Source organism: Cellvibrionales bacterium (assembly GCA_016713115.1).
In the GTDB taxonomy this organism is placed as follows: Bacteria; Pseudomonadota; Gammaproteobacteria; order Pseudomonadales; family UBA7239; genus UBA7239.
On sequence record JADJPU010000001.1, the window covers coordinates 446,649 to 468,586 of the forward strand.

A 21,938-nucleotide genomic window follows, 5' to 3' on the forward strand; every position below is an offset into this window, starting at 1 on the left:
CCATGAATTACCTGATGTTTCTGGCCGGAATACTGGCCGTCGGGCTGCTGATTTACCTCATTGCAGTGCTACTCAATCCGGAGAAATTCTCATGAATATCGCCCTCTTGAGCGGTCACGGCTGGCTATTGCTCACGCTATTTATGTTGGTGCTGTTGGCCTGCGCCATACCGCTGGGTTTGTATATCGCAAAGCTGGCTGACAACGCACCACTCCCATATTTCAACCGCGCTGAGCAATGGCTGTACCGCTGTTGCGGCGTGCGCCCAGAGCAAGAAATGAGCTGGCTGCACTACTGCGGCGCTATTTTGCTGTTCAACATTGCTGGCTTACTCGCGCTGATGTTGTTGCAATTTGCGCAGGGCGCATTGCCATTGAACCCCGCCAACATGGGCGCTGTCACTTGGCACTCTGCACTGAATACTGCGGTGAGTTTTGTCGCCAACACCAACTGGCAGGGTTACGCCGGTGAGAGCACGATGAGCTATCTCACACAGATGTTGGGCTTGGCCGTACAAAACTTTCTGTCTGCTGCCACCGGCATTGCGGTAGTGATTGCGCTGATCCGCGGGCTGGTGCGTCACAACGCCACCACGCTGGGCAACGCATGGGTGGATCTCACGCGCAGCACGGTGTATTTATTATTGCCGCTTTCAGTGTTGTGGGCGCTGCTGTTTATCAGCCAAGGTGTGATACAAAATTTCAGCGCCTATGTGGATGTCACCACACTGGAAGGCGCAAAACAAACACTGGCGATGGGTCCGGTCGCTTCACAAGAAGCCATCAAATTGCTCGGCACCAACGGCGGCGGTTTTTTCAACGCCAACTCTGCGCACCCGTTTGAAAACCCAACAGCATTTGCCAACTTTTTACAAATGCTGGCCATTTTTATTATTCCCGCTGCACTGTGTTTTGCGTTTGGCAAAATGGTGAAAGACATGCGCCAAGGCTGGACGGTTTACGCCGCCATGGCCATTTTGTTTGTGGTATTTGCCATCACGGCTATCTATGCCGAACAGCAAGCCAATCCTGTGCTCACCGCCTTGGGCATGGAGAGCAGCAGCGGCAATATGGAAGGCAAAGAAGTGCGCTTTGGCATTGCTGATTCTGCGCTGTTTACAGCCGTCACTACCGGCGCTTCCTGCGGTGCGGTGAACAATATGCACGATTCGCTCACACCGCTGGGCGGTGCCGTACCGACCGTTTTGATGCAGCTGGGTGAAGTGGTATTTGGCGGCGTCGGTTCTGGTCTGTACGGCATGCTGATCTTCGCCATACTCGCGGTGTTTATTTCTGGTTTGATGATCGGCCGCACACCTGAATACCTCGGCAAAAAAATTGAAAAATTTGAAATGCAGATGGTGTCTATCGTCATTCTTGTCACACCAATGTTGGTACTGTTTGGCACGGCTTTAGCTGTGATGACGGAAGCGGGACGCGTTGGCGTTGCCAATCCTGGCGCGCACGGTTTTTCAGAAATTTTGTACGCGCTGACATCCGCCGCCAACAACAACGGCAGTGCGTTTGCCGGCCTCTCTGCTAACACCGTTTTTTACAATTTATTGCTGGCGTTTGCCATGTGGTTTGGTCGCTTCGGCGTCATCGTGCCGGTATTGGCCATTGCCGGATCACTGGCACGCAAAAAACGTTTGTCTACTGGCTTGGGCACGCTACCAACACACGGCGCGCTCTTCAGCGGCCTGTTGATCGGCGTGGTGTTGCTGGTAGGTCTACTCAACTATGTGCCGGCTTTGGCACTGGGTCCGATTGTTGAACATTTGATGCTGTTTAGCAGCCACTGAACCGAGGAGCATCGTCATGTCGATTAATACTTTTACTTTGTTTGATCCCGCGCTGGTGAAGCCAGCCATTATTGAATCGTTTCGCAAATTGGATCCGCGTATTCAATGGCGCAACCCGGTGATGTTTGTCGTCTATGTCGGCAGTTTGTTCACGACTTTGTTGTGGATGGATGCCCTGCGCGGCCAAGCTGATGCACCAGCAGGTTTTATTCTCGCCATCGCACTGTGGTTGTGGTTCACCGTGCTGTTTGCCAACTTTGCCGAATCACTGGCGGAAGGACGCAGCAAAGCACAGGCGGCATCGCTGCGCACACTCAAGCAAAAAACTTGGGCAAAAAAACTGCAAGCACCTTTCACCAAAGGCTCGCCGATTTACACCGTACCCACAGCAGAATTGCGCAAAGGCGATGTGGTGATTGTCACCGCCGATGACTTGATTCCTGCAGACGGTGAAGTGATAGAAGGCGTTGCCTCGGTGGATGAAAGCGCCATCACCGGCGAATCCGCGCCGGTGATTCGCGAATCCGGCGGCGATTTTTCTTCTGTCACCGGCGGCACGCGCGTGTTGTCGGATTGGATCGTGGTGCGCGTTACCGTCAACCCCGGCGAAACCTTTGTCGATCGCATGATCGCGATGGTGGAAAACGCGGCGCGCCAAAAAACGCCCAACGAAATTGCGCTGACTATTTTGTTGGTGGCGCTCACCATCGTGTTTCTTGTGGTCACCGTCACCCTGCTGCCCTTCTCGCAATTCAGCGTAGCGGCGGCTGGCGCAGGCAGTGCCGCCAGTCTCACCGTGCTGATTGCGCTCTTGGTCTGTTTGATCCCCACCACCATCGCGGGCCTGCTCTCAGCGATTGGCGTGGCGGGCATGAGCCGCTTGCTGCAAGCCAATGTCATTGCCACTTCGGGGCGCGCAGTGGAAGCGGCGTGCGATGTCGATGTGTTGCTGCTCGATAAAACCGGCACCATCACGCTGGGCAATCGCCAAGCTTCTGCCTTTCTGCCCGCAGCCGGTGTCAGCGAACAAACGCTGGCCGATGCAGCACAACTCGCCTCACTGGCCGACGAAACACCCGAAGGTCGCAGTGTGGTGGTGCTGGCTAAACAGCGTTTTAATCTGCGCGAGCGCGACATTCACGCAATGGGCGCGCACTTCGTGCATTTTTCCGCGCAAACACGCATGAGTGGTGTTGATATGGACGGCCGCAGCATCCGCAAAGGTGCCGCTGAAACCGTGCGCCAGCATGTTGTGCAACTGGGTGGGCAAATGCCCGCTGAAGTGCAAGCCATCGTGGACGATGTGGCACGGCGCGGCAGCACACCGCTGGTGGTGTGTGATCTCGCCAAGGTGCTGGGCGTTATCGAACTGAAAGACATCGTGAAAGGCGGTATCAAAGAGCGTTTTGCCGAGCTGCGCCGTATGGGCATCAAAACCGTGATGATCACCGGCGACAACCGCTTGACGGCCGCCGCTATCGCCGCTGAAGCGGGCGTGGACGATTTTCTGGCGGAAGCCACACCGGAAGACAAACTGAAACTGATACGCAGCTATCAAGAGCAGGGCATGTTGGTGGCGATGACCGGCGACGGCACCAATGACGCGCCCGCGCTGGGGCAGGCTGATGTCGCCGTGGCCATGAACAGCGGCACACAGGCGGCAAAAGAAGCGGGCAACATGGTGGACCTGGATTCCAACCCCACCAAGCTGATCGAGATTGTCGAAACCGGCAAGCAGATGCTGATGACACGCGGTTCGCTCACCACCTTCAGCATTGCCAATGACATCGCCAAATACTTCGCCATCATTCCGGCGGCGTTTGTCAGCACCTACCCGCAACTGGGCGCACTGAATGTGATGAGGCTCCACAGCCCGCAATCGGCCATTTTGTCGGCCGTTATCTTCAATGCCCTCGTCATCGTGTTTTTGATTCCGCTGGCCTTGAAAGGTGTGCCCTATCGCGCACTGGGCGCCGCCCTGTTATTGCGCCGCAATCTGCTGGTGTACGGCTTGGGTGGCGTGCTGGTGCCGTTTATCGGCATCAAAGTGATTGATCTGTTGCTGACTGCGGTCGGCCTCGTATAACGCGTTGGGAGACTCTTTATGACTACGCAAACCCATATTCCAGCCACCACTGCACCCGCCGCCCCGCCGCTGCGGCCTGCGCTCAGCCTTTTTCTCGCCCTGAGTCTGATCACCGGCGTGCTGTATCCGCTGTTGGTCACAGCGTTGGGGCAGACGCTGTTTCCGCAGCAGGCCGCTGGCAGCCTCGTACAAGACGGCGATCACCTAGTCGGCTCGCGCCTGATCGGGCAAAGCTTCACCCAAGCTGGCTACTTCTGGAGCCGCCCCTCCGCCACCGGCTCAGCGCCCTATAACGCAACGGCCTCTGGCGGTTCCAACCAAGGGCCGCTGAACCCTGCACTGGCTGAAGCAGTGACAGCACGCATTGCCGCACTGCGCGCGGCAGATCCCGGCAACACCGCCGCCGTACCGGCAGATTTGGTCACAGCCTCCGGCAGTGGCTTGGATCCGCACATCAGCGTGACCGCTGCACAATACCAAGTCGCGCGCGTAGCCGCTGCGCGCAAAATACCGGCGGCCTCCGTGCAAGCACTCGTCGCGCAACACACCACACCGCGCGCCCTCGGCGTGTTTGGCGAACCGGTTGTCAATGTGCTGTTGCTCAATCGTGCGCTAGACGATCTCGCCGACTAGCGCCGTTTCCGCCCCATTCTGTTTCTGCATACACTTCGGAGTTCTTCCATGAAAATCATTAACGCAGTCAAAGCAGTCGCCGCTAGCGCGCTCATGCTGACCGGTTCACAAGTCATGTCGCTGGAATTGGGCGCAGGCTTTGAAGGCAGCGCCAATATCGGCCTGTTCAGCAACTACATGTGGCGCGGCGTAAGCCAAACGCGCAACGGCGTAGCACTACAAGGTGGCGTGGACATCACGCACTCCTCCGGTTTCTACGCCGGCACTTGGATGTCTAATGTGAATTTCAAACTTGCGCCCAAAGCGCATACCGAGCAAGACATTTATGTAGGTTACGGCTTTGCCGTTGGCGATTTCGCATTTGACTTCAAACGCACGCAATACATTTATGACAATGCCAACGCGCTCGACTTTGGCGAAACCCACGCGCAAGTGAGCTATGCAACGGACGATCTCGGAACTTTTGCTATCGGCGCGGACTACTCCAGTGACACGCCAATTGCCAACTCCGACAGCGCCCTACACTACTACGGCTCGTACACCTATTCGTTGCCGATGGAAATCGGTTTGACCGCCACCCTTGGCCGCTACGACTTCAAAGACGCTGGCTGGGTCGGCGGTACCGATTCTCAATATTCGTACTACAACATCGGCGTAGCGAAAGAGTTTTACGGCATCAATGTTGGTTTGGCATACACCGACACCAACATCGACGAAAGCAACTGCAGCGTGTTTGCCGGCGGTGACAGCTACTGCGGCGCCGCCTTGGTGTTGTCTGCTGTGAAAACTTTCAAATAACGCATACAAATTTGTAAAGATATTTTATGAATCGCGTTTCAGGCATGATCTATACGACGCACAACAACTGCATTGCATAAGAGATTAGAGAACACATGCCACAACCCCCTGAACGGCCAGACCCAGATGCGCTGCTCGCCCGCGTACAACAGCAGGAAACGGCAGCGGTGCGCGGCAAGCTGAAAATCTACTTCGGCTCTTCAGCGGGCGTTGGCAAAACCTACGCCATGTTGAGTGCCGCTCATCGCGCCGTGGCAGAAGGGCGCGATGTAGTGGTCGGTTTGGTGGAAACGCACGGCCGCGAAGAAACGGCGGCGCTAACAGACAACCTGGAACACCTGCCACTGCGTCAACTGACCTACCGCGAGCGCGTATTTCAGGAGTTTGATATTGACGCCGCATTAGCTCGTTGCCCCAATTTGTTGTTAGTGGATGAGCTGGCACATTCCAATATTGAAGGTTCGCGCCACCCCAAACGCTGGCAAGATGTAGAAGAATTGTTGGCAGCGGGCATTGATGTCTGGACCACACTGAATGTGCAACATTTGGAAAGCCTCAACGATGTCGTTGGTGGTATTGCCGGCATTCTGGTAAGCGAAACCGTACCCGATCGCGTTTTTGATGCGGCCGATGAAGTGGTACTGGTGGACCTGCCCGCCGATGAACTGCTGCTGCGTTTAAAAGCGGGGAAAATTTATCTGCCGCAGCAAGCTGAACGCGCTGCCAGCAGTTTTTTTCGCAAAGGCAATTTAATTGCACTGCGCGAAATTGCTCTGCGGGGCACGGCCGATCGCGTAGAAGGCGATGTGCTGGCCTACCGCATCGAAAAATCCATTAACAGCGTTTGGAAAACTGACAACGCCATACTCGCGTGCATTAGTAGCAGTGAGGGTGCAGAGCGCGTAGTGCGCAGTGCCGCGCAATTGGCCAGACAAATCAATACCAGTTGGCACGCCGTGTATGTGGAAACACCTGCGCGACAACACATCATCGCGCAGCAACGAGAAAGCATGCTCAATGTTTTAAAACTGGCCGAACAACTGCAAGCGAAAACCGCTGTACTCACCGGAGAAAACATTGCGCAAACTCTGGTGCGCTACGCACGGCTACACAATTTGTCTTGCATTGTTGTCGGCTGCGACACCAGCTCGCGCCGCTGGCCGTGGCAACAGCGCGTGGGCGACGCTATCGCCGCCATTGCCCCCGATTTAGATGTACTGCGCATTGGCAAAGCAGAAAAAGACAACGCACAACGCAAAACTCATAGCGCCGTCACTACCAACATCACGCAATCAACAGGTTGGACGCGCTACGTATGGACAACCGGTCTTTGTTTGCTGGCAACTTTACTAGCAACACCACTGGCAAACATTTTTGATCTTGCCAATATTGTGATGCTTTTTCTGTTAACTGTATTAATGGTGTCAATGCGCTTCGGTCGAGGACCGTCTGTGTATGCATCCATCCTCAATGTATTTCTATTTGATTTCTTTTTTGTACAACCTAAGCTGAGTTTTTCCGTCAGCGATGTGCAGTATCTTTTCACCTTTGGCGTGATGTTGGCTGTTGGTTTAATTACGGGGCAGCTCACGGCACGCTTGCGCTTTCAAGCCAGAATTTCCGCGCAACGCGAAGAACGCGCACACATGCTGTTTGAATTTGCGCGCGATCTTTCTGGCGCTTTGCAAACAGAGCAAATCGTGGATATCGGCGTGAATACGCTGCAGCGCATATTTGGTGGCAGCGCCGCACTGCTGCTGCCTAATCTCGATGAACAACTGCAAGTGCCGCAGCCCGCCGGTCACTGCCTTGATGTTGACCGCGCTATCGCACAATGTGCTTTTGATAAAAACGAGCAAGCCGGTTTTGCCACAGACACCCTACCCGCCAGTGAATATCGCTACATTCCACTGCGCGCACCGGTGCGCATACGCGGCATACTCGCCATCAAACCGGAAAACAAACAATGGCTACTGATACCCGAACAACAGCGCCAACTGGAGACACTGGCGAGTTTGATTGCCATTGCACTAGAGCGCGTGCATTTTGTTGAGATTGCGCAAGACATGCTGGTGCGTATGGAATCTGAACGCCTGCGCAATTCGCTGCTCGCCGCTATTTCACACGACTTGCGCACGCCGCTGACCGCTGTGGTTGGTTTCGCCGACGCGCTAACACTCAAAGGGCTGCCGGAAAAACAACAACAAGACATGATTCAAGCGATTCATGAATCCGCCACGCGCATGCACACGCTGGTCAATAATTTGCTCGACATGGCGCGCATCGAAAGTGGCGAAATTCGCCTGAACAAAGATTGGTATTCACTGGAGGAAATCGTGGGCAGCGCTATTCGCTCACTGCAACCGATACTGAATCCATATCAAGTGCGCACGGACATTCCTCTTGATTTACCACTGATAGCCTGCGACGCCGTTTTAATTGAGCGCGTGTTAGCCAACTTGTTAGAAAATGCGAGCAAATACACGCCGCCGCAATCCACTATCGAGATCAGCGCACAAACTGCGCCCAATAACAGCTTGATGGTTACTGTTTCGGATAACGGCTCCGGCCTCCCTGCAGGGCAAGAACAATACCTGTTTGAAAAATTTACGCGCGGGAAAATAGAGTCCACTATCAATGGTGTCGGGCTGGGCTTGGCCATCTGCAAAGCCATTGTGGAAGCACACGGCGGCGACATCACGGCGCGCAATCGCGAAAACGGCAGCGGTGCTGTCTTTGAATTTACACTGCCACTATCAAACCAACCTTCTTTCGACTCAGAACCAGACGGCAAGGCGAGCTGAAATGTCTGCAACACTGTCTAATGCTTCAGCGCCGAATATTGTAGTTATCGAAGACGATGCACAAATTCGGCATTTTATTCACACTGCGCTCAGCACAGAGGGCTGGCAAATTTTCGCCGCAGGCACATTAAAACAGGGCTTGATTGAAGCTGGTACACGCCGCCCAGACTTGGTGATCTTGGATCTTGGTCTACCCGATGGCAACGGCATCGATTTTCTGCGCGAGTTTCGCGGCTGGTCTAGTACACCGGTAATCGTACTCTCCGCGCGCACCGACGAGGCAGAAAAAGTAAAAGCGTTGGATGCTGGCGCTGACGACTATCTCACCAAACCTTTTGGCGTAGCGGAATTATTGGCGCGCATCCGCGCAAACTTGCGGCGCAATTTGCACAAACAGGACGCAGAATCAGCCTTTTTTTCTTTTGGTGGAAATACGCTAGATTTTTCACGCCGCGTGGTCACACGCAACAAGGCAGAGGTTCACCTCACTCCCATTGAATACCGCCTGCTGGCAATACTCGCCACGCATCCGGGTCGCGTCATCACGCAACGGCAACTACTGCAAGAAGTGTGGGGACCGGCGCACAGCGAACGCACGCATTATTTGCGCATCCACATGGGGCATTTGCGCCAAAAACTGGAGGATGATCCCGCACAACCGAAACACATTCTCACCGAAACCGCCGTGGGTTATCGCTTACAGCCTTAATTTTTTTCTTAACGGTTAGCCACCGCTTTGCCTGCCATGCGCCCTGAAAAAGTGGCATCACCCACTGACATACCCGAACCGTAACCATCGCCTCGGCGCGGCACGCCGGCGGCAGTTCTACCGGCGGCGTACAAGCCTTTAATTACTGAGCCATCTGTGCGCAACACCTCACCGGAAGGCAAGGTGTCCAAACCGCCCAGCGTGAAGCAGGGGAAAATCGCGCCGCGTTCCGGCGTGGCATCAAGCGCCACCAGTGGCGGCCGCATAGGCTTCAACCACTGCGCGGATTTGTGAAACAGCGGGTCTGCGCTTTTTGCAGCGTGTTCGTTGTAAAAGTTAATCGTGTGCGCGAGCGAATTGGGCGCAAAACCCAATTCCTGTTCCAACTCTTCTGGCGTTTCTCCGGTGCCGACAATATCGCCGTTGAAAAACGGTTTTCGATCAACATTGCCGTAATCTTCCACCGACACAATCATGTACAAACGCTCGCCCGGTTGCTGCGCCGCGTAAGTGCCCACGCGACCGTGGTAGGCGTCTTCATTGATAAAACGCTGTCCCATCGCATTTACAAAAATGCCGTAAGTCATATTGCCCGGCGGATAAAAAGGAATCGTCATAAAACCTTCGTGCATATTGATGGCTGCGCCGCCCACGCTGATGCCCATTTGGATGCCGGTACCGGTGTCGCCCGGGTTGCCGATCGGAATATTGCCGCGCAGTAATTTCGGCGCGTATTTCTGCAGCATCTCGCGGTTCATAATGAAACCGCCCGCACACAACACCACGCCCTTGCGCGCTTTTACAAACCGCTCTTGCATATCAATGCGCACCACCACGCCATGCACACCGCCGTTTTCATCAGCGATCAAACACAGAGTGCGCGTATCGTAATGCACGCAAATATTTTTTTGTTTTTCGACATTTTCCGTGAGTATTTTCATCAACAGCGGGCCGCCGTTGTCACCTTCCACTTGCAAGTTGTGGCCACGCGCCACCGGCTTGGCAATATCGCGAAACGGCCACGCTTTTTCATTGCCGGTGTAGAGCAGGCCGTCGTCGGTCAGCGCCACGATCGCGCGTTTATCGAGAAAAGAATCTTTAAACGGCACGCCCTGCGCCACCAACCAATCGAAATGCTCCACTGCACCTTCGGCATAGGCGCGCACTTTGTTTTCGTCGGCTTGCGGGCCGTGGCAGGCCATCAAAAAATTAAACATATTGTCGGTGGAATCTTCAAAACCGCTGGCTTTTTGCACGCGCGTGCCACCGTTGCCGCCGAGATACACCTCGCCGGACGACATCGCCGTCGAGCCGCCGCTCGCACTCGCCAATTCAAAAATCATCACCTGTGCGCCAGCATTTGCCGCTTCCAACGCAGCGCAGGCACCCGCGCCGCCAAAGCCGACGATGGCAACATCGGTTTCAAAATCCCACTGCGGTACATCTTTCAATAAAACGGGGCGTGCCGGTGTGTAACGCGTTTCGCTCATGGTGAAATCCTTACTGTAAAAAAATCGAAGGCACGCATGATACTGCGCAGCGTGCATTGTGAGGCCAAAAGCGTGGCGGTATAGTTGGCCGTCACACGAAATCCACAACAATGAGCGGGGACTCGCATGCAAGACAATTATGATGTGATCGTGGTCGGTTCAGGCGCTGGTGCATTTATTTCCGCACTGGCTGCCGCCAAACAGGGCGCTTCGGTGTTGATGCTGGAAAAGGGCACACAATGGGGCGGCACCAGTTCTAAATCGGGCGGCGGTGTGTGGGTGCCCAACAACCGCAACATCGCACAAGCCGGTGTGAGCGATTCGCCAGAAGATGCCTTCACTTATATGCGCGCCGTGATTCCCGCCAGCGAAGTGCCGGATGCCACCATCAAAAATTACATCGCCTACGCGCCAAAAATGATGGACTTTTTGGAAGCCAATACCTGCCTGAGCTTCACGCCGGTGCCAGGCTACGCCGATTACTACCCCGACATCGCCGGCTGGAAAGCGGGCGGCCGCACCATGGATCCATCGCCGGTCGATGGCCGCAGCATGGACTACAGCATGCTGTCCAACTTAGTGGAATCGCCGCGCGCCTCGAAAGCCTTTGGTCGCTTCTCCATGAGCATTCTGGAAGGCGTACAAATTCTGGCGAAAACGCCAGGCTGGCAAAAAATCTTCATGGGTATTATCTGGAGTTACATCAAAGATATTCCCGGCCGCTTCAAAGGCGCGCGCGATCGCCGCTTAACGCAGGGCAACGCCATCATCGGCGGCTTGTACTACGCCTGCCAACAACAGGGCGTGAAATTATTACTGGATTCTGCGGTGGCGGAGCTGCAACAAGACGGTGATCGCGTCAGCGGTGTGGTGTTAAAAAATGGCAAAACATTTAGCGCAAAACAAGCGGTCATCCTCGCGGCAGGCGGTTTTGATCACAACCAACAACTGCGCGAAAAATATTTACCCAACCCCACCAATGCCGACAACTCCTCTGGCGTAAAAACCAACACCGGCGATTTGCTGTTGGCCGCACAAAAACTCGGCGCAGCTACCGCTCTGATGGGCGAAGCGTGGTGGGCGCCCACGGTGATGACACCTTGGGGACCGACGGTATTGTTCTCAGAAAAATCCAAACCTGGCTTGATTATCGTGGATAAAAAAGGTCAGCGTTTTATGAATGAATCCATCACCTATAACTCTTACGGCGATTGTTTTTATCAAGCTGTGCAAAAAGGTCACGACATCTTCCCCGCCTACTGCATTCTGGATTCGCACTACCGCACCAAATACATGTTCGGCGGCGTGGTGCAGGGCGAAGCCATGCCCGACGCCTTCTGCAAAGCCATGATCGGCGACGACAAAATGTTGGTGAAAGCTGACACCCTGCAAGCACTGGCACAAAAAATCGGCGTGGATTACACCGGCCTGCAAGACACCATGGCAAAAGTGAAGCAGTACGCCACCTCCGGCGTGGATGCGGATTTTGGCCGCGGCAGCGATTCACACGACACCCTGTACGGCGACCCAGAAGTGAAACCCAACCCCTGCTGGGGCGCGATGACGCAAGGCCCCTACTACGCAGCCAAATTGCTGTTGGGTGATTTAGGCACCAAGGGCGGCTTGGTCATCAACGAGCACGGCCAAGTGCTGCACGAAAGCGGTCAGCCGATTGCGGGGCTGTACGCCACCGGCAATATCACCGCCTCCATCATGGGCAGCAAATACCCAGGCGCAGGCTGCACACTGGGGCCATCCATGACCATCGGTTACAAAGCCGGTCATCACGCCACGGGAAAAGCACTGTAAAAACCAGCGTCCATATTGTTTAATGCGCACCCTTCTTTTTTCTCCTGCGCATTGGATTCGACATGAGTCTGCTGGTTCAAAAATTTGGCGGCACCTCGGTGGGCTCGGTAGAGCGCATCGAAGCCGTCGCCGACAAACTGGTGAAGTTTCATCAGCAAGGTCATCAACTGGTGGTGGTGGTTTCCGCCATGAGTGGCGAAACCAACCGCCTGATCGCGCTGGCTAAAGCCATTACCGATCACCCCGATCAGCGCGAATTAGATGTGCTGGTATCCACCGGTGAGCAAGTCACCATCGGCCTGTTGGCGATGGCGCTGAAAAAACGCGGTGTGGATGCGCGTTCTTACACCGGCAGCCAAGTGCGCATCCTCACCGATAGCTCCTTTAACAAAGCGCGTATCGAACACATCGACGATCAAAACATTCGTGCGGATCTAGCCGCCGGTCGCATCGTAGTGGTAGCGGGTTTCCAAGGCGTCGACGAGAACGGCAACATCACCACCCTCGGTCGCGGCGGTTCCGACACCACCGGCGTTGCCCTCGCCGCTGCACTGAAAGCCGACGAATGCCAGATCTATACCGATGTCGATGGCGTTTACACCACCGACCCGCGCGTGGTACCGGAAGCGCGTCGCCTGAGCCGCATCACCTTTGAAGAAATGCTGGAAATGGCCAGCCTCGGCTCCAAGGTGTTGCAAATTCGTTCGGTGGAATTTGCCGGCAAATACAATGTCCCCCTGCGCGTGCTGCACAGCTTCCAAGAAGGCCCCGGCACGCTGATTACCCTTGAGGATGAGTCCACTATGGAACAACCCATCATTTCCGGTATCGCTTTCACTCGCGACGAAGCCAAGCTCACCGTGCGCGGTGTACCCGACAAACCGGGCATCGCCTCACGCATCCTCGGTCCCGTCAGCGCCGCCAATATCGAAGTGGATGTGATCGTGCAGAATGTGGCCGCCGACAACACCACCGACTTCACCTTCACCGTCGCCAAGGGTGAAATGGCGAAAACCGCCGCTATCCTCGACACCGTGGCGAAGGAACTCGGCGCGCGTGAAGTCGTCCAAGACGACAAGGTAGCCAAAGTGTCTATCGTCGGCGTGGGCATGCGCTCACACGCAGGTGTAGCCGCCAAGATGTTCCAAGCACTGGCGGCGCACAACATCAACATCCAGATGATCACCACCTCGGAAATCAAAATCTCGGTGGTGATTGAAGACAAGTTCATGGAATTGGCGGTGCGCGGTCTGCATGAAGCCTTCGAACTGGATAAAGCGAAGTAAGCCTTCGGTTATTGCCGCTTATCCAGCAGCATTTTTTGGCACTACAATGGCTTGTGCTAGTCGTTTTAAGCACGACCTCGGGCTTTGCTCTCCCCGAGCTAAAACGGGCAGGTGGGCGTCTACGGAGTTTTGACACCCTGTCTGCTTAAACTTTCGACGAGTGATTGGCTCGTCACATGGAAAAAGGAGATAAGGCTATGCTTATTCTTACTCGTCGTATTGGTGAAACCCTGATGGTTGGTGACGATGTCACCGTCACTGTGCTGGGCGTTAAAGGCAACCAAGTGCGCATCGGCATCAACGCACCGAAAAATGTTTCCGTACACCGCGAAGAAATTTATCAGCGCATCCAGCAGGAAAAACAAGGTGGCGGCGCAAGCAGCTACAGCAAGCCTTCCTATGATGATGACGATTACGGCCACGACGATCACGGCAACCGTTAATCATTCCACCCAACACTGCGCTGGCTGTTTTGCTGTAAAAAAATAGTCGGCGTTTTGTGTGTGCTGTCGGAGCAGGGACGCTCATTTTCTTCCAGTAAAACCCCTGCTTTTGCTTTGATTGGCATGGACTTGTTGCTATCATGCCGCCCCTCTGGAGAGATGGCCGAGAGGCCGAAGGCGCTCCCCTGCTAAGGGAGTATCGGGTCAAAAGCCTGATCGAGGGTTCGAATCCCTCTCTCTCCGCCATTTATACATCCCACAAAATCTCAAGAAGTCCGCAAAGCCCAGTAAACGCTGGGCTTTTTTAATCACTACAGCAACCGCTTCGTTACATCCATGCGCTTGTGCAGAACACGGGCAATTAAAATTCCGTCTCGCATCTGCGTATAAAAAATCATATGGCTTTGATGAGAAAACCGCCTGTAGCCTGCACGGATATTTTCAATACTCACGCCCATAGCGGGGTTAGCGGCCAACGCATCCATGCATGCAGAAATTGATTTGTAGTACGCCTCTGTTTGAGCAAAACCAAACTCAGCCAGTGACCAATCAAAAATGCGTTCTATATCGGTGGCTGCCGCTTCAGACAGCCTATACATCTATTCCTCGCCGTGATTTGGCTGCCTGCCAAACACTATCAACGGTTCGCTCAGAAATGCCGCTGTTTTCACCCGCAATGAGCGCTTGAATCAATGCCTCTCTATCGCGCTGCATTGTTTGATCTCGCCGAATTAAATCTCGCATATAGTCACTGGCATTGCTGTAATGCCCTGTGCTGATCTGATCCTCAACCCAAGTTTTCATCGGGTCAGGTAGCGATATATTCATAGTTGCCATAGCGAATACCTCCGCCTGCATTGTGGTAATTTTTGGCAAAGATTGCCATAACTACCGCAATAGCTGTAGGGCCTTCACAAACTCTTTACCCACTGCTCTGTTTTATCCCACAACTGCGCGGCAACGGCGCTGTCTTTGCTATCCGCACTCGCGGCGTGCGGTTTGCACTGTTGGTAATACTGCCCGCCGACTGCGGCAGGATTTGTGGCGCAATGCACGCTGGTTTGCGCGCCTTCTTCTGGCGTGAGCAACATAAACTTTTCCAGCGGCGCGAGTGCGTGGCGCACGGTTTGCAGCGCGTTATTTCCCGCCAAACCTTTGTCCGCAATATTGGTGTACACCGCCCCCGGATGCAGACAGTACGCCTGCAAGTGATCGCTCTCTGCAAAACGGCGCTGTATTTCAAAGGTCGCATGCACAATCGCCAATTTGGACATGCCGTAAGCCGTCCATGAGTTATACGGATAATCGCCCAGCAAACCCGCGTTGTAGCCTTTGCTGTGCATTTGCGAGGCCACATTCACGATGCGCGCATCACCCGTTTTTCTGCCGGTTTCTCGCAACAGCGGCAGCAATAAATGCGTGAGATGCATCACGCCTAGGTAGTTTGTGCGCCACTGAATTTCAAAACCATCGGCGGTGAGATGCGGCTCTTTCCACTGCGACAGCAAATCAAAATGCACGCCGGCATTGTTCACCAAAATATCTAAACGCTCGCCGTGATTTTTTACAAACCACGCCGCAAATGCTGCCACCGATTCAGCTGAAGTCGCTTCCAACACATGCGCATCAATTTCCGCGCCGTTAGCTGCTGCACGCAAAACATCTGCTAGTTTTTCAGCGTTTGATCGCGTGGTGACAATCACTTTTGCGCCCCATAACGCCAATATTTTTGCAGTTTCAAAACCGATAGAACCTCGTGCACAACCAGTGACAATCGCTGTTTTTCCACGCAAATCTTGCTTCTCGGCAAATGGCGCTTTCACCAGACAGCCGCGCACAGCTTGATACATACCCATCACCCTATCTCCTACAAAAAACAATAGCCCACACCTGCGTTTAACGGTTGACGCTTCTGTGCGTCACACCTATAGTACGCACCCGCTGCGCGCCCGTAGCTCAGCTGGATAGAGTACCTGGCTACGAACCAGGTGGTCGGGAGTTCGAATCTCTCCGGGCGCGCCATTATTATCAAAGGCTTAGTGTTAGCGCGCTAAGTCTTTTTTTGCGTGTACATTTTGTCGTTACTAACAACACTCGAGGCAAACCATGAGCAAGAAACCTGACATTACGATTTCCAGCTTGGACGCCGAGCGCTTGGAGCTGCTGCTGGAAGCATTAAAGCCCGATGCCACGGGCCGTGCAGAGCTGGAAGCTGAGTTGGCGCGCGCCTCTGTGGTAGAGCCACAACAAATGCCTGCCAATGTAGTAACCATGAATTCGACGGTGAAGTTTGTTATGCAATCCTCCGGCGAGGCGTTTGAAATGACACTGGTCTACCCTAAAGATGCCGACAGCAGCGGCAAGACGGTTTCCATTCTCGCCCCCGTGGGCAGTGCACTTTTAGGACTTACACAAGGCGATGAGATCGAATGGCCAAACCCTGCCGGCGGGATGACCACGATCCAAGTCACGGAAGTGACCTATCAGCCAGAACGCGATGGTGCGCTTCACCGTTAAGATCACCGTACCTGCAAACGACACCAGCGCCCTTCCGTGCGCGCAAAGAGTTGTTCTGGCTTGCTCTGCGGCAGACTGCGGGCAAAGCCTGCATAGCTGGTCGCGCCCTGCAGGCTTTGTTGGAGGCGCGCGGTAAAGGTATCCGCGCTGGCAGCCAGCAACAGGCCAGGTGCAGCAAGATCGCGATCAAACCAAGCAATCAACGCAAAGTCCGTAGGCTGCGCGAAATCCAGCGATAGCCGCGCGTAATTCTCACCACGCACATCCACCCGCACTGGCGACACGACACACGCTTCAACACCAGCCAGCTCACTAAACGGTGGCACTTGCCAGTTAGGGTCTGCATAAGGCCCCACGCGAATACTGCGCAAAAATGCCGCCTCCTGTGCCAAGGTGTACTGTGAATCTGGCACCAAATGCGCGCGCGACACCGTGGGCTTTATTGCCGACAGCTCGCGCTCCAATCCCACCACCAACGCCAAGTGTGCATCGCGCGTGCGGTTGCCGGTTTTCAGCATCATTTCGTGATACCAGTTGGCGCGCATTGCAAAAACCATCAGCAAGAGCAACGCACCCAGCAACAGGCCAAGATAACGCCAGCGTTCACTGCTCGCCAACCACAACACGATGCCTATCCAAAATAACAGCACGATATTTTGGTAACGCAAGGCGTACACATTGTCCCAGAATAGGCCGCGCCCAATCGCAGTAACCAAAGCCACACCAAACCCGAACAACGCTAACGCCAAACCCAACCACGCCACCGCGCTGAACTGCCTGCGCCGAAACAAACCCTGCCACCATGCTCGCGCCACACCACACAGCAGCACCGCCACTAAGGAAGGTGCGATCCAACTCATGACCTGTGGCAGCTGCCAAGGACCTTCCTGTGCCAACTGAAATGACAATGGATTGCCGAGATACCAAAGCGAGAACACTGCAAAAAACTGCGCCACTGACATCAACTGCACAAAAGATAAGTTTTTCACTTCCGACAATATGTCACCCGAATTAGAAGGCAATCCATAGAAATAAAATCCCAAATAAATAACCGCAGTCACCAAAAAAGTGGCGATAGATATTCGAGAATAGCGCAATGCCATCATCAATAAGAGCGCCACTGGCCATGCGATGAGTGCTGAAAAATTATTGAGGCCTGCAATCATCAGTGCACAACAAGCAATTGTCCCGTTTACCAAGTGTCGCCCTTGCTCACCCGCCAATAAGCGCTCAAACGCCAACACCACAAACCCTGTCACCAAAAACCATTGCACATCAAAAGTGTGCAAAAAATTAAATATCTGCGTGACATTAAACAGACAGAACAATACTCCAAACAAAATAATCGTACGCTGTCCGTTGACGAGACGACCATCGCGCCGCAACACCGCAAACACAGAAAGAAAAACAACCACCTGCATCAGCACAGATACAGACAACAGCAAGGCATTACTGCCATCTACCCACTGCATGTCTTGCACCCACAACCAGCGCGATAACAACGGCCTGTGTGAGTAGCCATACTGCTCCCAATAATCAGCCCAACCTGCTTCGCCTTGCCATGCTTTTTGCAAAAAGGGCATCACTTCCCACATGTCGCGCCACGGGCCGCGCCACATACTCACTGCAATGGTGTAAATCGCAGCTACAACAAACACGATCACCAGTGCGCCGTATAACGCCCCCCAGTAACGCGCAGTGCGTAGAGCCGTTTGTTCGCATCGATCGAGCATATTCACAACAAAAAATAACCTTTTGAAATTTGCCGGTATAAGCGCATGAATCATAGCGCAGTTGCTACAGCGAATAGCCTGTCGTGCAAATTGATACCGTTCTGGACGATAGCTCCGAGTGGATCTACCATGAATGCCTATTCATCGCCTCGGAGGTCGCCATGAAACTGTACTACTCACCCGGAACCTGTGCACTCGCCTGCCACATCGTACTGGAGTGGACGGGCAAGCCGTATGACTTACAAAAAGTCAGCATACACGGACAAAAATCCCCCGAGCTATTAAACATAAACCCACAAGGCGCCGTACCTGTTTTAGAAGATGGCGGTTGGGTTTTGACGCAAAACTTAGCCATCATGAATTACTTGGCCGACACCGCTGCCGATGCAAAATTGTGCGGCGACAACAGCGCCAAATGCCGCGCAGAAATCAATCGCTGGTTGGCATTTTTAAATGCTGATTTACACACCGCATTCAAACCTTTATTTGGCGGCACGATGTATCTCGGCGATGATGCTGTGATCGAAAAAACCAAAAATAATGCCACGCAAGCTATCGTGCGCATGCTGACACTCACTAACCAACAGCTGGAAAAACAGGACTACCTAGCAGGCGTACGCTCCATGGCGGATGCGTATCTATATGTAGTTTTGCGCTGGGTGAAATCATTAAAAATTGACATCAGCACTTTATCTGCACTGGCGCGTTTTACCGATCGTATGCAAGCCGATAGCGGCGTACAAAAAGCACTGGCGATGGAAGGTTTAGAAAAAATCTGATCGCTGTGGTGTGTGTCAGCTTTGAGCTGGCGCACGCTCCCACCGCAATTCGTGCGCGCCATTTTCCCACTGCAAATAGCAGTACTGCTCTTCCCAGTCGCCCAGCACAATTCTCTCAGCCTGCACAGCATTTCCTACAGTTAGCGCATGGACTGCGGGACGGTGCGTGTGGCCGTGAATTAATACACTGCATTGATACTTTTCCAAGGCCGCATCCACTTCAGCGGGCGTAACATCCATGATGTCTTCCGCTTTGATGCTATTGGCCTCTTTGCTTTTGGCGCGCAGTTGCGCAGCGATTGCACGGCGCTCGACGAGAGATTTCGCTAAAAATTCACGCTGCCAATCAGGATTGCGCACCAAAGCGCGGAATTGTTGATACGCCACATCTTGCGTACAGAATTGATCACCGTGCGCTAACAAAACACGCTGCTGGTTTATCTCTATCGCATACAACTCGGGCAACAACTGCATACCGCAGCACGCTGCGTACTGTTCACCCAATAAAAAATCGCGGTTGCCGTGTTGAAAAAATATGTTCACACCGCGCGCAGCAACGCGCTGCAAGGCACTGGCAACTGTTTCGGCGAGTGGGCGATCATCGTCATCGCCTATCCACGCATCAAAAAAATCACCCAAGATATACAGGCGCTCAACGCCCTGCGTTTTCTCTGCCAGAAAAGCAAAAAAGGCCGCAGTGATGTGCGGCCTTTCTTCGGACAAATGCAGATCAGAGATGAACAGCGCGTTCATCCAGCCGCCCTATCACTTCACAGTAACAGAGGTAATGGTGATGGATTCGACTGGCACATCTTGGTGACCGCCTTTAGAGCCAGTTTTCACGCCTTTGATTTTATTTACCACATCCATGCCGTCGGTCACTTTGCCAAACACGCAGTAGCCCCAACCTTGCGAAGTTTCGCTTTTGAAGTTGAGGAAGTCGTTATCTTTCACATTGATAAAAAACTGCGCCGTAGCGGAATGTGGATCCATGGTGCGCGCCATCGCAATCGTGCCGGTGTCATTTTTCAAACCGTTGTTGGCTTCGTTTTTGACCGGTGCATTGGTTTTTTTCTGGCTCATGTTTTCATCCATGCCGCCGCCTTGGATCATGAAACCGTCGATAACGCGATGGAAAATGGTGCCTGCATAAAAGCCGCTGCTCGCGTATCCGAGAAAGCTGGCAACCGTGGCCGGCGCTTTCGCCGCGTCCAATTCGAGAGTGATGTCGCCGTGGGTGGTGTGCAGGGTAACTACAGACATGTGATTTCCTATGTTTAAGCTATATCTAGGGGGTGGCTATAATACGCGCTCACCGCTACCCTCGCCAAACCCTCAATTCCCTATTTTTTGCCGGACATCATGAGCGCACAGCCCAGCAAACCCACTGAAACCGTTAAGCCCGCCCACTTTATTCGCCAGATCATCGCCGCCGATGTAGCGGCCGGTCTGCCTGCCCAGCGAGTGCAAACCCGCTTTCCGCCGGAGCCCAACGGCTATCTGCACATCGGTCACGCGAAATCCATTTGCCTCAACTTCGGCATGGCCGAGGAGTTTGGCGGGCAATGCAATTTGCGTTTTGACGATACCAATCCTGAAAAAGAAAACGACGAATATATCCAATCCATACAGGAAGATGTGCGCTGGCTCGGCTTTCAATGGAATGGCGAAGTGCGCCACGCCTCTGGCTATTTCCAACAACTGCACGACTGGGCCGTGTATTTGATTGAGCAAGGCAAAGCCTATGTCTGCCATCTCACACCAGACGAAGCGCGCGCGCATCGCGGCACGCTCACCGAGGCAGGCAAAAACAGTCCGTTTCGCGAACGCAGCGTGGCAGAAAATCTCGATTTATTTACGCGCATGAAAAACGGCGAGTTTGCCGACGGCGCTTGCGTGCTGCGCGCCAAAATTGATATGGCCAGCCCCAACATGAATTTGCGCGACCCAATCATGTACCGCATTCGTCGCGCGCATCACCACCAAACCGGCGATGCGTGGTGCATTTATCCCACTTACGATTACACCCACGGTCAATCCGATGCCATCGAAGGCATCACGCATTCCATTTGCACACTGGAGTTTGAAGATCACAAACCACTGTACGACTGGTATTTGGCTAACTTGCCGGTGCCAGCGCGTCCGCGTCAGTACGAATTTGCGCGTTTGAATCTGAATTACACCGTCACCAGCAAACGCAAATTAAAACAGCTGGTGGATGAAAAACATGTGCAGGGTTGGGATGATCCGCGCATGCCGACGATTGCTGGTTTGCGCCGTCGCGGTGTGACACCGCAAGCCCTGCGCCAGTTTTGCGAGATGATCGGCGTGACACGCAGCGATGGCATTGTGGATGTCAGCATGTTGGAGTTTGCTATCCGCGATGACCTCGACAAAAACGCCGCGCGCGCGATGTGTGTCATCAATCCACTCAAAGTGGTAATCAGCAACTTCGATGCAACGCGCGTTGAACAACTGTCTGCACCCAAGCACCCACAGCGAGAAGACCTCGGCACACGCGAGCTACCTTTTACGCGCGAATTGTTTATTGATCGCAACGATTTCCGCGAAGTCGCCGAAAAAGATTTCAAACGCCTAGTGCTAGGGCAGGAAGTGCGTTTGCGCAATGCCTATGTGATTCGCGCCGATGAAGTTATTAAAGATGCCAGCGGTGAAATCATCGAATTGCGTTGCAGCTATGACCCAGACACCCACGGCAAAAACCCTGCGGATGGGCGCAAAGTGAAAGGCGTGATTCACTGGGTCTCTGCCACCCAGTGCGTGGATGTGGAATTGCGTTTGTACGAGCGTTTATTCACCGCAGAAAACCCAGAAGCCGACAAAGACAAAACCTTTCTCGATTTCATCAACCCGCATTCACTCGCTGTGGTGCAAGCCAAAGCCGAGCCGAGCCTGCGCGGCGTTGCGCCAGAAACACGCTTTCAATTTGAACGCGAAGGTTATTTTTGCAGTGACCGCTACGATTGCACCACTGAAAAACTCGTATTCAACCGCACCATTGGCTTAAAAGATTCTTTCGGCAAGTGAGC

General features: G+C 53.8%; 20 protein-coding genes and 2 tRNA genes. 15 read left to right on the forward strand and 7 right to left on the reverse strand.

Features of this window, described 5'->3' with window-relative positions; translation table 11 throughout:
• Nucleotides 1–2: 2 nt before the first annotated feature.
• From kdpF to kdpE, 7 genes are all read left to right on the forward strand, one after another.
• Entirely contained in the window at nucleotides 3–95 is a 93-nt protein-coding gene (kdpF, locus tag IPK30_02130; protein MBK8102119.1) for a K(+)-transporting ATPase subunit F, read from the forward strand.
• An 11-nt stretch (nucleotides 96–106) separates the two neighbouring features.
• The gene (gene kdpA, locus IPK30_02135; GenBank protein MBK8102120.1) at nucleotides 107–1,801 is read left to right on the forward strand and encodes a potassium-transporting ATPase subunit KdpA; all 1,695 of its coding nucleotides are present in this window, start codon (nucleotides 107–109) and stop codon (nucleotides 1,799–1,801) included.
• 16 nt (nucleotides 1,802–1,817) lie between these two features.
• Nucleotides 1,818–3,887 (forward strand): potassium-transporting ATPase subunit KdpB, encoded by a 2,070-nt coding sequence (gene kdpB / locus IPK30_02140; GenBank protein ID MBK8102121.1) that lies wholly within the window; start codon nucleotides 1,818–1,820, stop codon nucleotides 3,885–3,887.
• A gap of 18 nt (nucleotides 3,888–3,905) precedes the next feature.
• Nucleotides 3,906–4,520 (forward strand): potassium-transporting ATPase subunit KdpC, encoded by a 615-nt coding sequence (kdpC, locus tag IPK30_02145; protein ID MBK8102122.1) that lies wholly within the window; start codon nucleotides 3,906–3,908, stop codon nucleotides 4,518–4,520.
• Between the two features lie 48 nt (nucleotides 4,521–4,568).
• A complete protein-coding gene (locus IPK30_02150) occupies nucleotides 4,569–5,318 on the forward strand; it encodes a hypothetical protein (protein ID MBK8102123.1) in 750 nt (249 codons plus the stop codon).
• A 95-nt stretch (nucleotides 5,319–5,413) separates the two neighbouring features.
• Entirely contained in the window at nucleotides 5,414–8,122 is a 2,709-nt protein-coding gene (locus tag IPK30_02155; protein ID MBK8102124.1) for a DUF4118 domain-containing protein, read from the forward strand.
• A gap of 1 nt (nucleotide 8,123) precedes the next feature.
• On the forward strand, nucleotides 8,124–8,831 hold the full coding sequence (gene kdpE / locus IPK30_02160) for a two-component system response regulator KdpE (GenBank protein ID MBK8102125.1): 708 nt from the start codon (nucleotides 8,124–8,126) through the stop codon (nucleotides 8,829–8,831).
• Between the two features lie 8 nt (nucleotides 8,832–8,839).
• On the opposite strand, the gene IPK30_02165 is transcribed toward kdpE, so the two are convergent.
• Nucleotides 8,840–10,321, reverse strand: a complete 1,482-nt coding sequence (locus IPK30_02165) for an FAD-dependent oxidoreductase (protein ID MBK8102126.1) — start codon at nucleotides 10,319–10,321, stop codon at nucleotides 8,840–8,842.
• A gap of 126 nt (nucleotides 10,322–10,447) precedes the next feature.
• Here IPK30_02165 and IPK30_02170 point away from each other — a divergent pair, with 126 nt between their 5' ends.
• The 4 genes from IPK30_02170 to IPK30_02185 all read left to right on the forward strand — a co-directional run bounded on the left by IPK30_02170 (nucleotide 10,448) and on the right by IPK30_02185 (nucleotide 14,105).
• Nucleotides 10,448–12,130, forward strand: coding sequence for an FAD-dependent oxidoreductase (locus tag IPK30_02170; GenBank protein MBK8102127.1), 1,683 nt, complete (start codon nucleotides 10,448–10,450; stop codon nucleotides 12,128–12,130).
• Between the two features lie 62 nt (nucleotides 12,131–12,192).
• Entirely contained in the window at nucleotides 12,193–13,416 is a 1,224-nt protein-coding gene (locus IPK30_02175; protein ID MBK8102128.1) for an aspartate kinase, read from the forward strand.
• Nucleotides 13,417–13,613: 197 nt separating this feature from the next.
• Nucleotides 13,614–13,859, forward strand: a complete 246-nt coding sequence (csrA, locus tag IPK30_02180) for a carbon storage regulator CsrA (protein MBK8102129.1) — start codon at nucleotides 13,614–13,616, stop codon at nucleotides 13,857–13,859.
• A 153-nt stretch (nucleotides 13,860–14,012) separates the two neighbouring features.
• Nucleotides 14,013–14,105 (forward strand) — tRNA-Ser (locus IPK30_02185).
• A 65-nt stretch (nucleotides 14,106–14,170) separates the two neighbouring features.
• Here IPK30_02185 and IPK30_02190 read toward each other — a convergent pair.
• The 3 genes from IPK30_02190 to IPK30_02200 form a co-directional block, all read right to left on the reverse strand.
• On the reverse strand, nucleotides 14,171–14,458 hold the full coding sequence (locus IPK30_02190) for a type II toxin-antitoxin system RelE/ParE family toxin (protein MBK8102130.1): 288 nt from the start codon (nucleotides 14,456–14,458) through the stop codon (nucleotides 14,171–14,173).
• Nucleotides 14,451–14,696 (reverse strand): type II toxin-antitoxin system ParD family antitoxin, encoded by a 246-nt coding sequence (locus tag IPK30_02195; protein ID MBK8102131.1) that lies wholly within the window; start codon nucleotides 14,694–14,696, stop codon nucleotides 14,451–14,453. The genes IPK30_02190 and IPK30_02195 overlap by 8 nt, the downstream gene beginning before the upstream one ends.
• 74 nt (nucleotides 14,697–14,770) lie before the next feature.
• Nucleotides 14,771–15,715, reverse strand: coding sequence for an SDR family NAD(P)-dependent oxidoreductase (locus tag IPK30_02200; GenBank protein MBK8102132.1), 945 nt, complete (start codon nucleotides 15,713–15,715; stop codon nucleotides 14,771–14,773).
• 89 nt (nucleotides 15,716–15,804) lie between these two features.
• Between IPK30_02200 and IPK30_02205 the strand changes: the two genes are divergently transcribed.
• Both IPK30_02205 and rnk read left to right on the forward strand, forming a co-directional pair.
• Nucleotides 15,805–15,881, forward strand: a tRNA-Arg gene (locus IPK30_02205).
• A gap of 84 nt (nucleotides 15,882–15,965) precedes the next feature.
• On the forward strand, nucleotides 15,966–16,376 hold the full coding sequence (gene rnk / locus IPK30_02210) for a nucleoside diphosphate kinase regulator (GenBank protein MBK8102133.1): 411 nt from the start codon (nucleotides 15,966–15,968) through the stop codon (nucleotides 16,374–16,376).
• A 2-nt stretch (nucleotides 16,377–16,378) separates the two neighbouring features.
• Here rnk and IPK30_02215 read toward each other — a convergent pair whose 3' ends face one another.
• Complete coding sequence (locus IPK30_02215) at nucleotides 16,379–18,109, reverse strand: hypothetical protein (GenBank protein ID MBK8102134.1); 1,731 nt, start codon at nucleotides 18,107–18,109, stop codon at nucleotides 16,379–16,381.
• 161 nt (nucleotides 18,110–18,270) lie between these two features.
• On the opposite strand from IPK30_02215, the gene IPK30_02220 reads away from it, so the two are divergent.
• Nucleotides 18,271–18,888 (forward strand): glutathione S-transferase N-terminal domain-containing protein, encoded by a 618-nt coding sequence (locus IPK30_02220; protein ID MBK8102135.1) that lies wholly within the window; start codon nucleotides 18,271–18,273, stop codon nucleotides 18,886–18,888.
• Between the two features lie 15 nt (nucleotides 18,889–18,903).
• Here IPK30_02220 and IPK30_02225 read toward each other — a convergent pair whose 3' ends face one another.
• Together IPK30_02225 and IPK30_02230 are read right to left on the reverse strand one after the other, a co-directional pair.
• Nucleotides 18,904–19,641 carry a UDP-2,3-diacylglucosamine diphosphatase gene (locus tag IPK30_02225; protein MBK8102136.1) on the reverse strand — a complete coding sequence of 246 codons (738 nt, stop codon included), beginning with the start codon at nucleotides 19,639–19,641 and terminating at the stop codon, nucleotides 18,904–18,906.
• Nucleotides 19,642–19,653: 12 nt separating this feature from the next.
• Complete coding sequence (locus IPK30_02230) at nucleotides 19,654–20,151, reverse strand: peptidylprolyl isomerase (protein ID MBK8102137.1); 498 nt, start codon at nucleotides 20,149–20,151, stop codon at nucleotides 19,654–19,656.
• Nucleotides 20,152–20,250: 99 nt separating this feature from the next.
• Here IPK30_02230 and IPK30_02235 point away from each other — a divergent pair, with 99 nt between their 5' ends.
• Nucleotides 20,251–21,936, forward strand: coding sequence for a glutamine--tRNA ligase/YqeY domain fusion protein (locus IPK30_02235; protein MBK8102138.1), 1,686 nt, complete (start codon nucleotides 20,251–20,253; stop codon nucleotides 21,934–21,936).
• The last annotated feature ends 2 nt before the right edge of the window (nucleotides 21,937–21,938 follow it).

What these genes read in the sequence shown, in the direction of transcription:
- csrA (MBK8102129.1), top strand. Translation starts at nt 13,614, where the DNA reads ATGCTTATTCTTACTCGTCGTATTGGTGAAACCCTGATGGTTGGTGAC.
- IPK30_02190 (MBK8102130.1), bottom strand. Translation starts at nt 14,458, where the DNA reads ATGTATAGGCTGTCTGAAGCGGCAGCCACCGATATAGAACGCATTTTT.
- IPK30_02220 (MBK8102135.1), top strand. Translation starts at nt 18,271, where the DNA reads ATGAAACTGTACTACTCACCCGGAACCTGTGCACTCGCCTGCCACATC.
- IPK30_02225 (MBK8102136.1), bottom strand. Translation starts at nt 19,641, where the DNA reads ATGAACGCGCTGTTCATCTCTGATCTGCATTTGTCCGAAGAAAGGCCG.
- IPK30_02200 (MBK8102132.1), bottom strand. Translation starts at nt 15,715, where the DNA reads ATGGGTATGTATCAAGCTGTGCGCGGCTGTCTGGTGAAAGCGCCATTT.
- IPK30_02235 (MBK8102138.1), top strand. Translation starts at nt 20,251, where the DNA reads ATGAGCGCACAGCCCAGCAAACCCACTGAAACCGTTAAGCCCGCCCAC.
- IPK30_02215 (MBK8102134.1), bottom strand. Translation starts at nt 18,109, where the DNA reads ATGCTCGATCGATGCGAACAAACGGCTCTACGCACTGCGCGTTACTGG.
- IPK30_02175 (MBK8102128.1), top strand. Translation starts at nt 12,193, where the DNA reads ATGAGTCTGCTGGTTCAAAAATTTGGCGGCACCTCGGTGGGCTCGGTA.
- IPK30_02165 (MBK8102126.1), bottom strand. Translation starts at nt 10,321, where the DNA reads ATGAGCGAAACGCGTTACACACCGGCACGCCCCGTTTTATTGAAAGAT.
- IPK30_02170 (MBK8102127.1), top strand. Translation starts at nt 10,448, where the DNA reads ATGCAAGACAATTATGATGTGATCGTGGTCGGTTCAGGCGCTGGTGCA.
- IPK30_02155 (MBK8102124.1), top strand. Translation starts at nt 5,414, where the DNA reads ATGCCACAACCCCCTGAACGGCCAGACCCAGATGCGCTGCTCGCCCGC.
- kdpF (MBK8102119.1), top strand. Translation starts at nt 3, where the DNA reads ATGAATTACCTGATGTTTCTGGCCGGAATACTGGCCGTCGGGCTGCTG.
- rnk (MBK8102133.1), top strand. Translation starts at nt 15,966, where the DNA reads ATGAGCAAGAAACCTGACATTACGATTTCCAGCTTGGACGCCGAGCGC.
- IPK30_02195 (MBK8102131.1), bottom strand. Translation starts at nt 14,696, where the DNA reads ATGGCAACTATGAATATATCGCTACCTGACCCGATGAAAACTTGGGTT.
- kdpE (MBK8102125.1), top strand. Translation starts at nt 8,124, where the DNA reads ATGTCTGCAACACTGTCTAATGCTTCAGCGCCGAATATTGTAGTTATC.
- kdpC (MBK8102122.1), top strand. Translation starts at nt 3,906, where the DNA reads ATGACTACGCAAACCCATATTCCAGCCACCACTGCACCCGCCGCCCCG.
- IPK30_02150 (MBK8102123.1), top strand. Translation starts at nt 4,569, where the DNA reads ATGAAAATCATTAACGCAGTCAAAGCAGTCGCCGCTAGCGCGCTCATG.
- IPK30_02230 (MBK8102137.1), bottom strand. Translation starts at nt 20,151, where the DNA reads ATGTCTGTAGTTACCCTGCACACCACCCACGGCGACATCACTCTCGAA.
- kdpB (MBK8102121.1), top strand. Translation starts at nt 1,818, where the DNA reads ATGTCGATTAATACTTTTACTTTGTTTGATCCCGCGCTGGTGAAGCCA.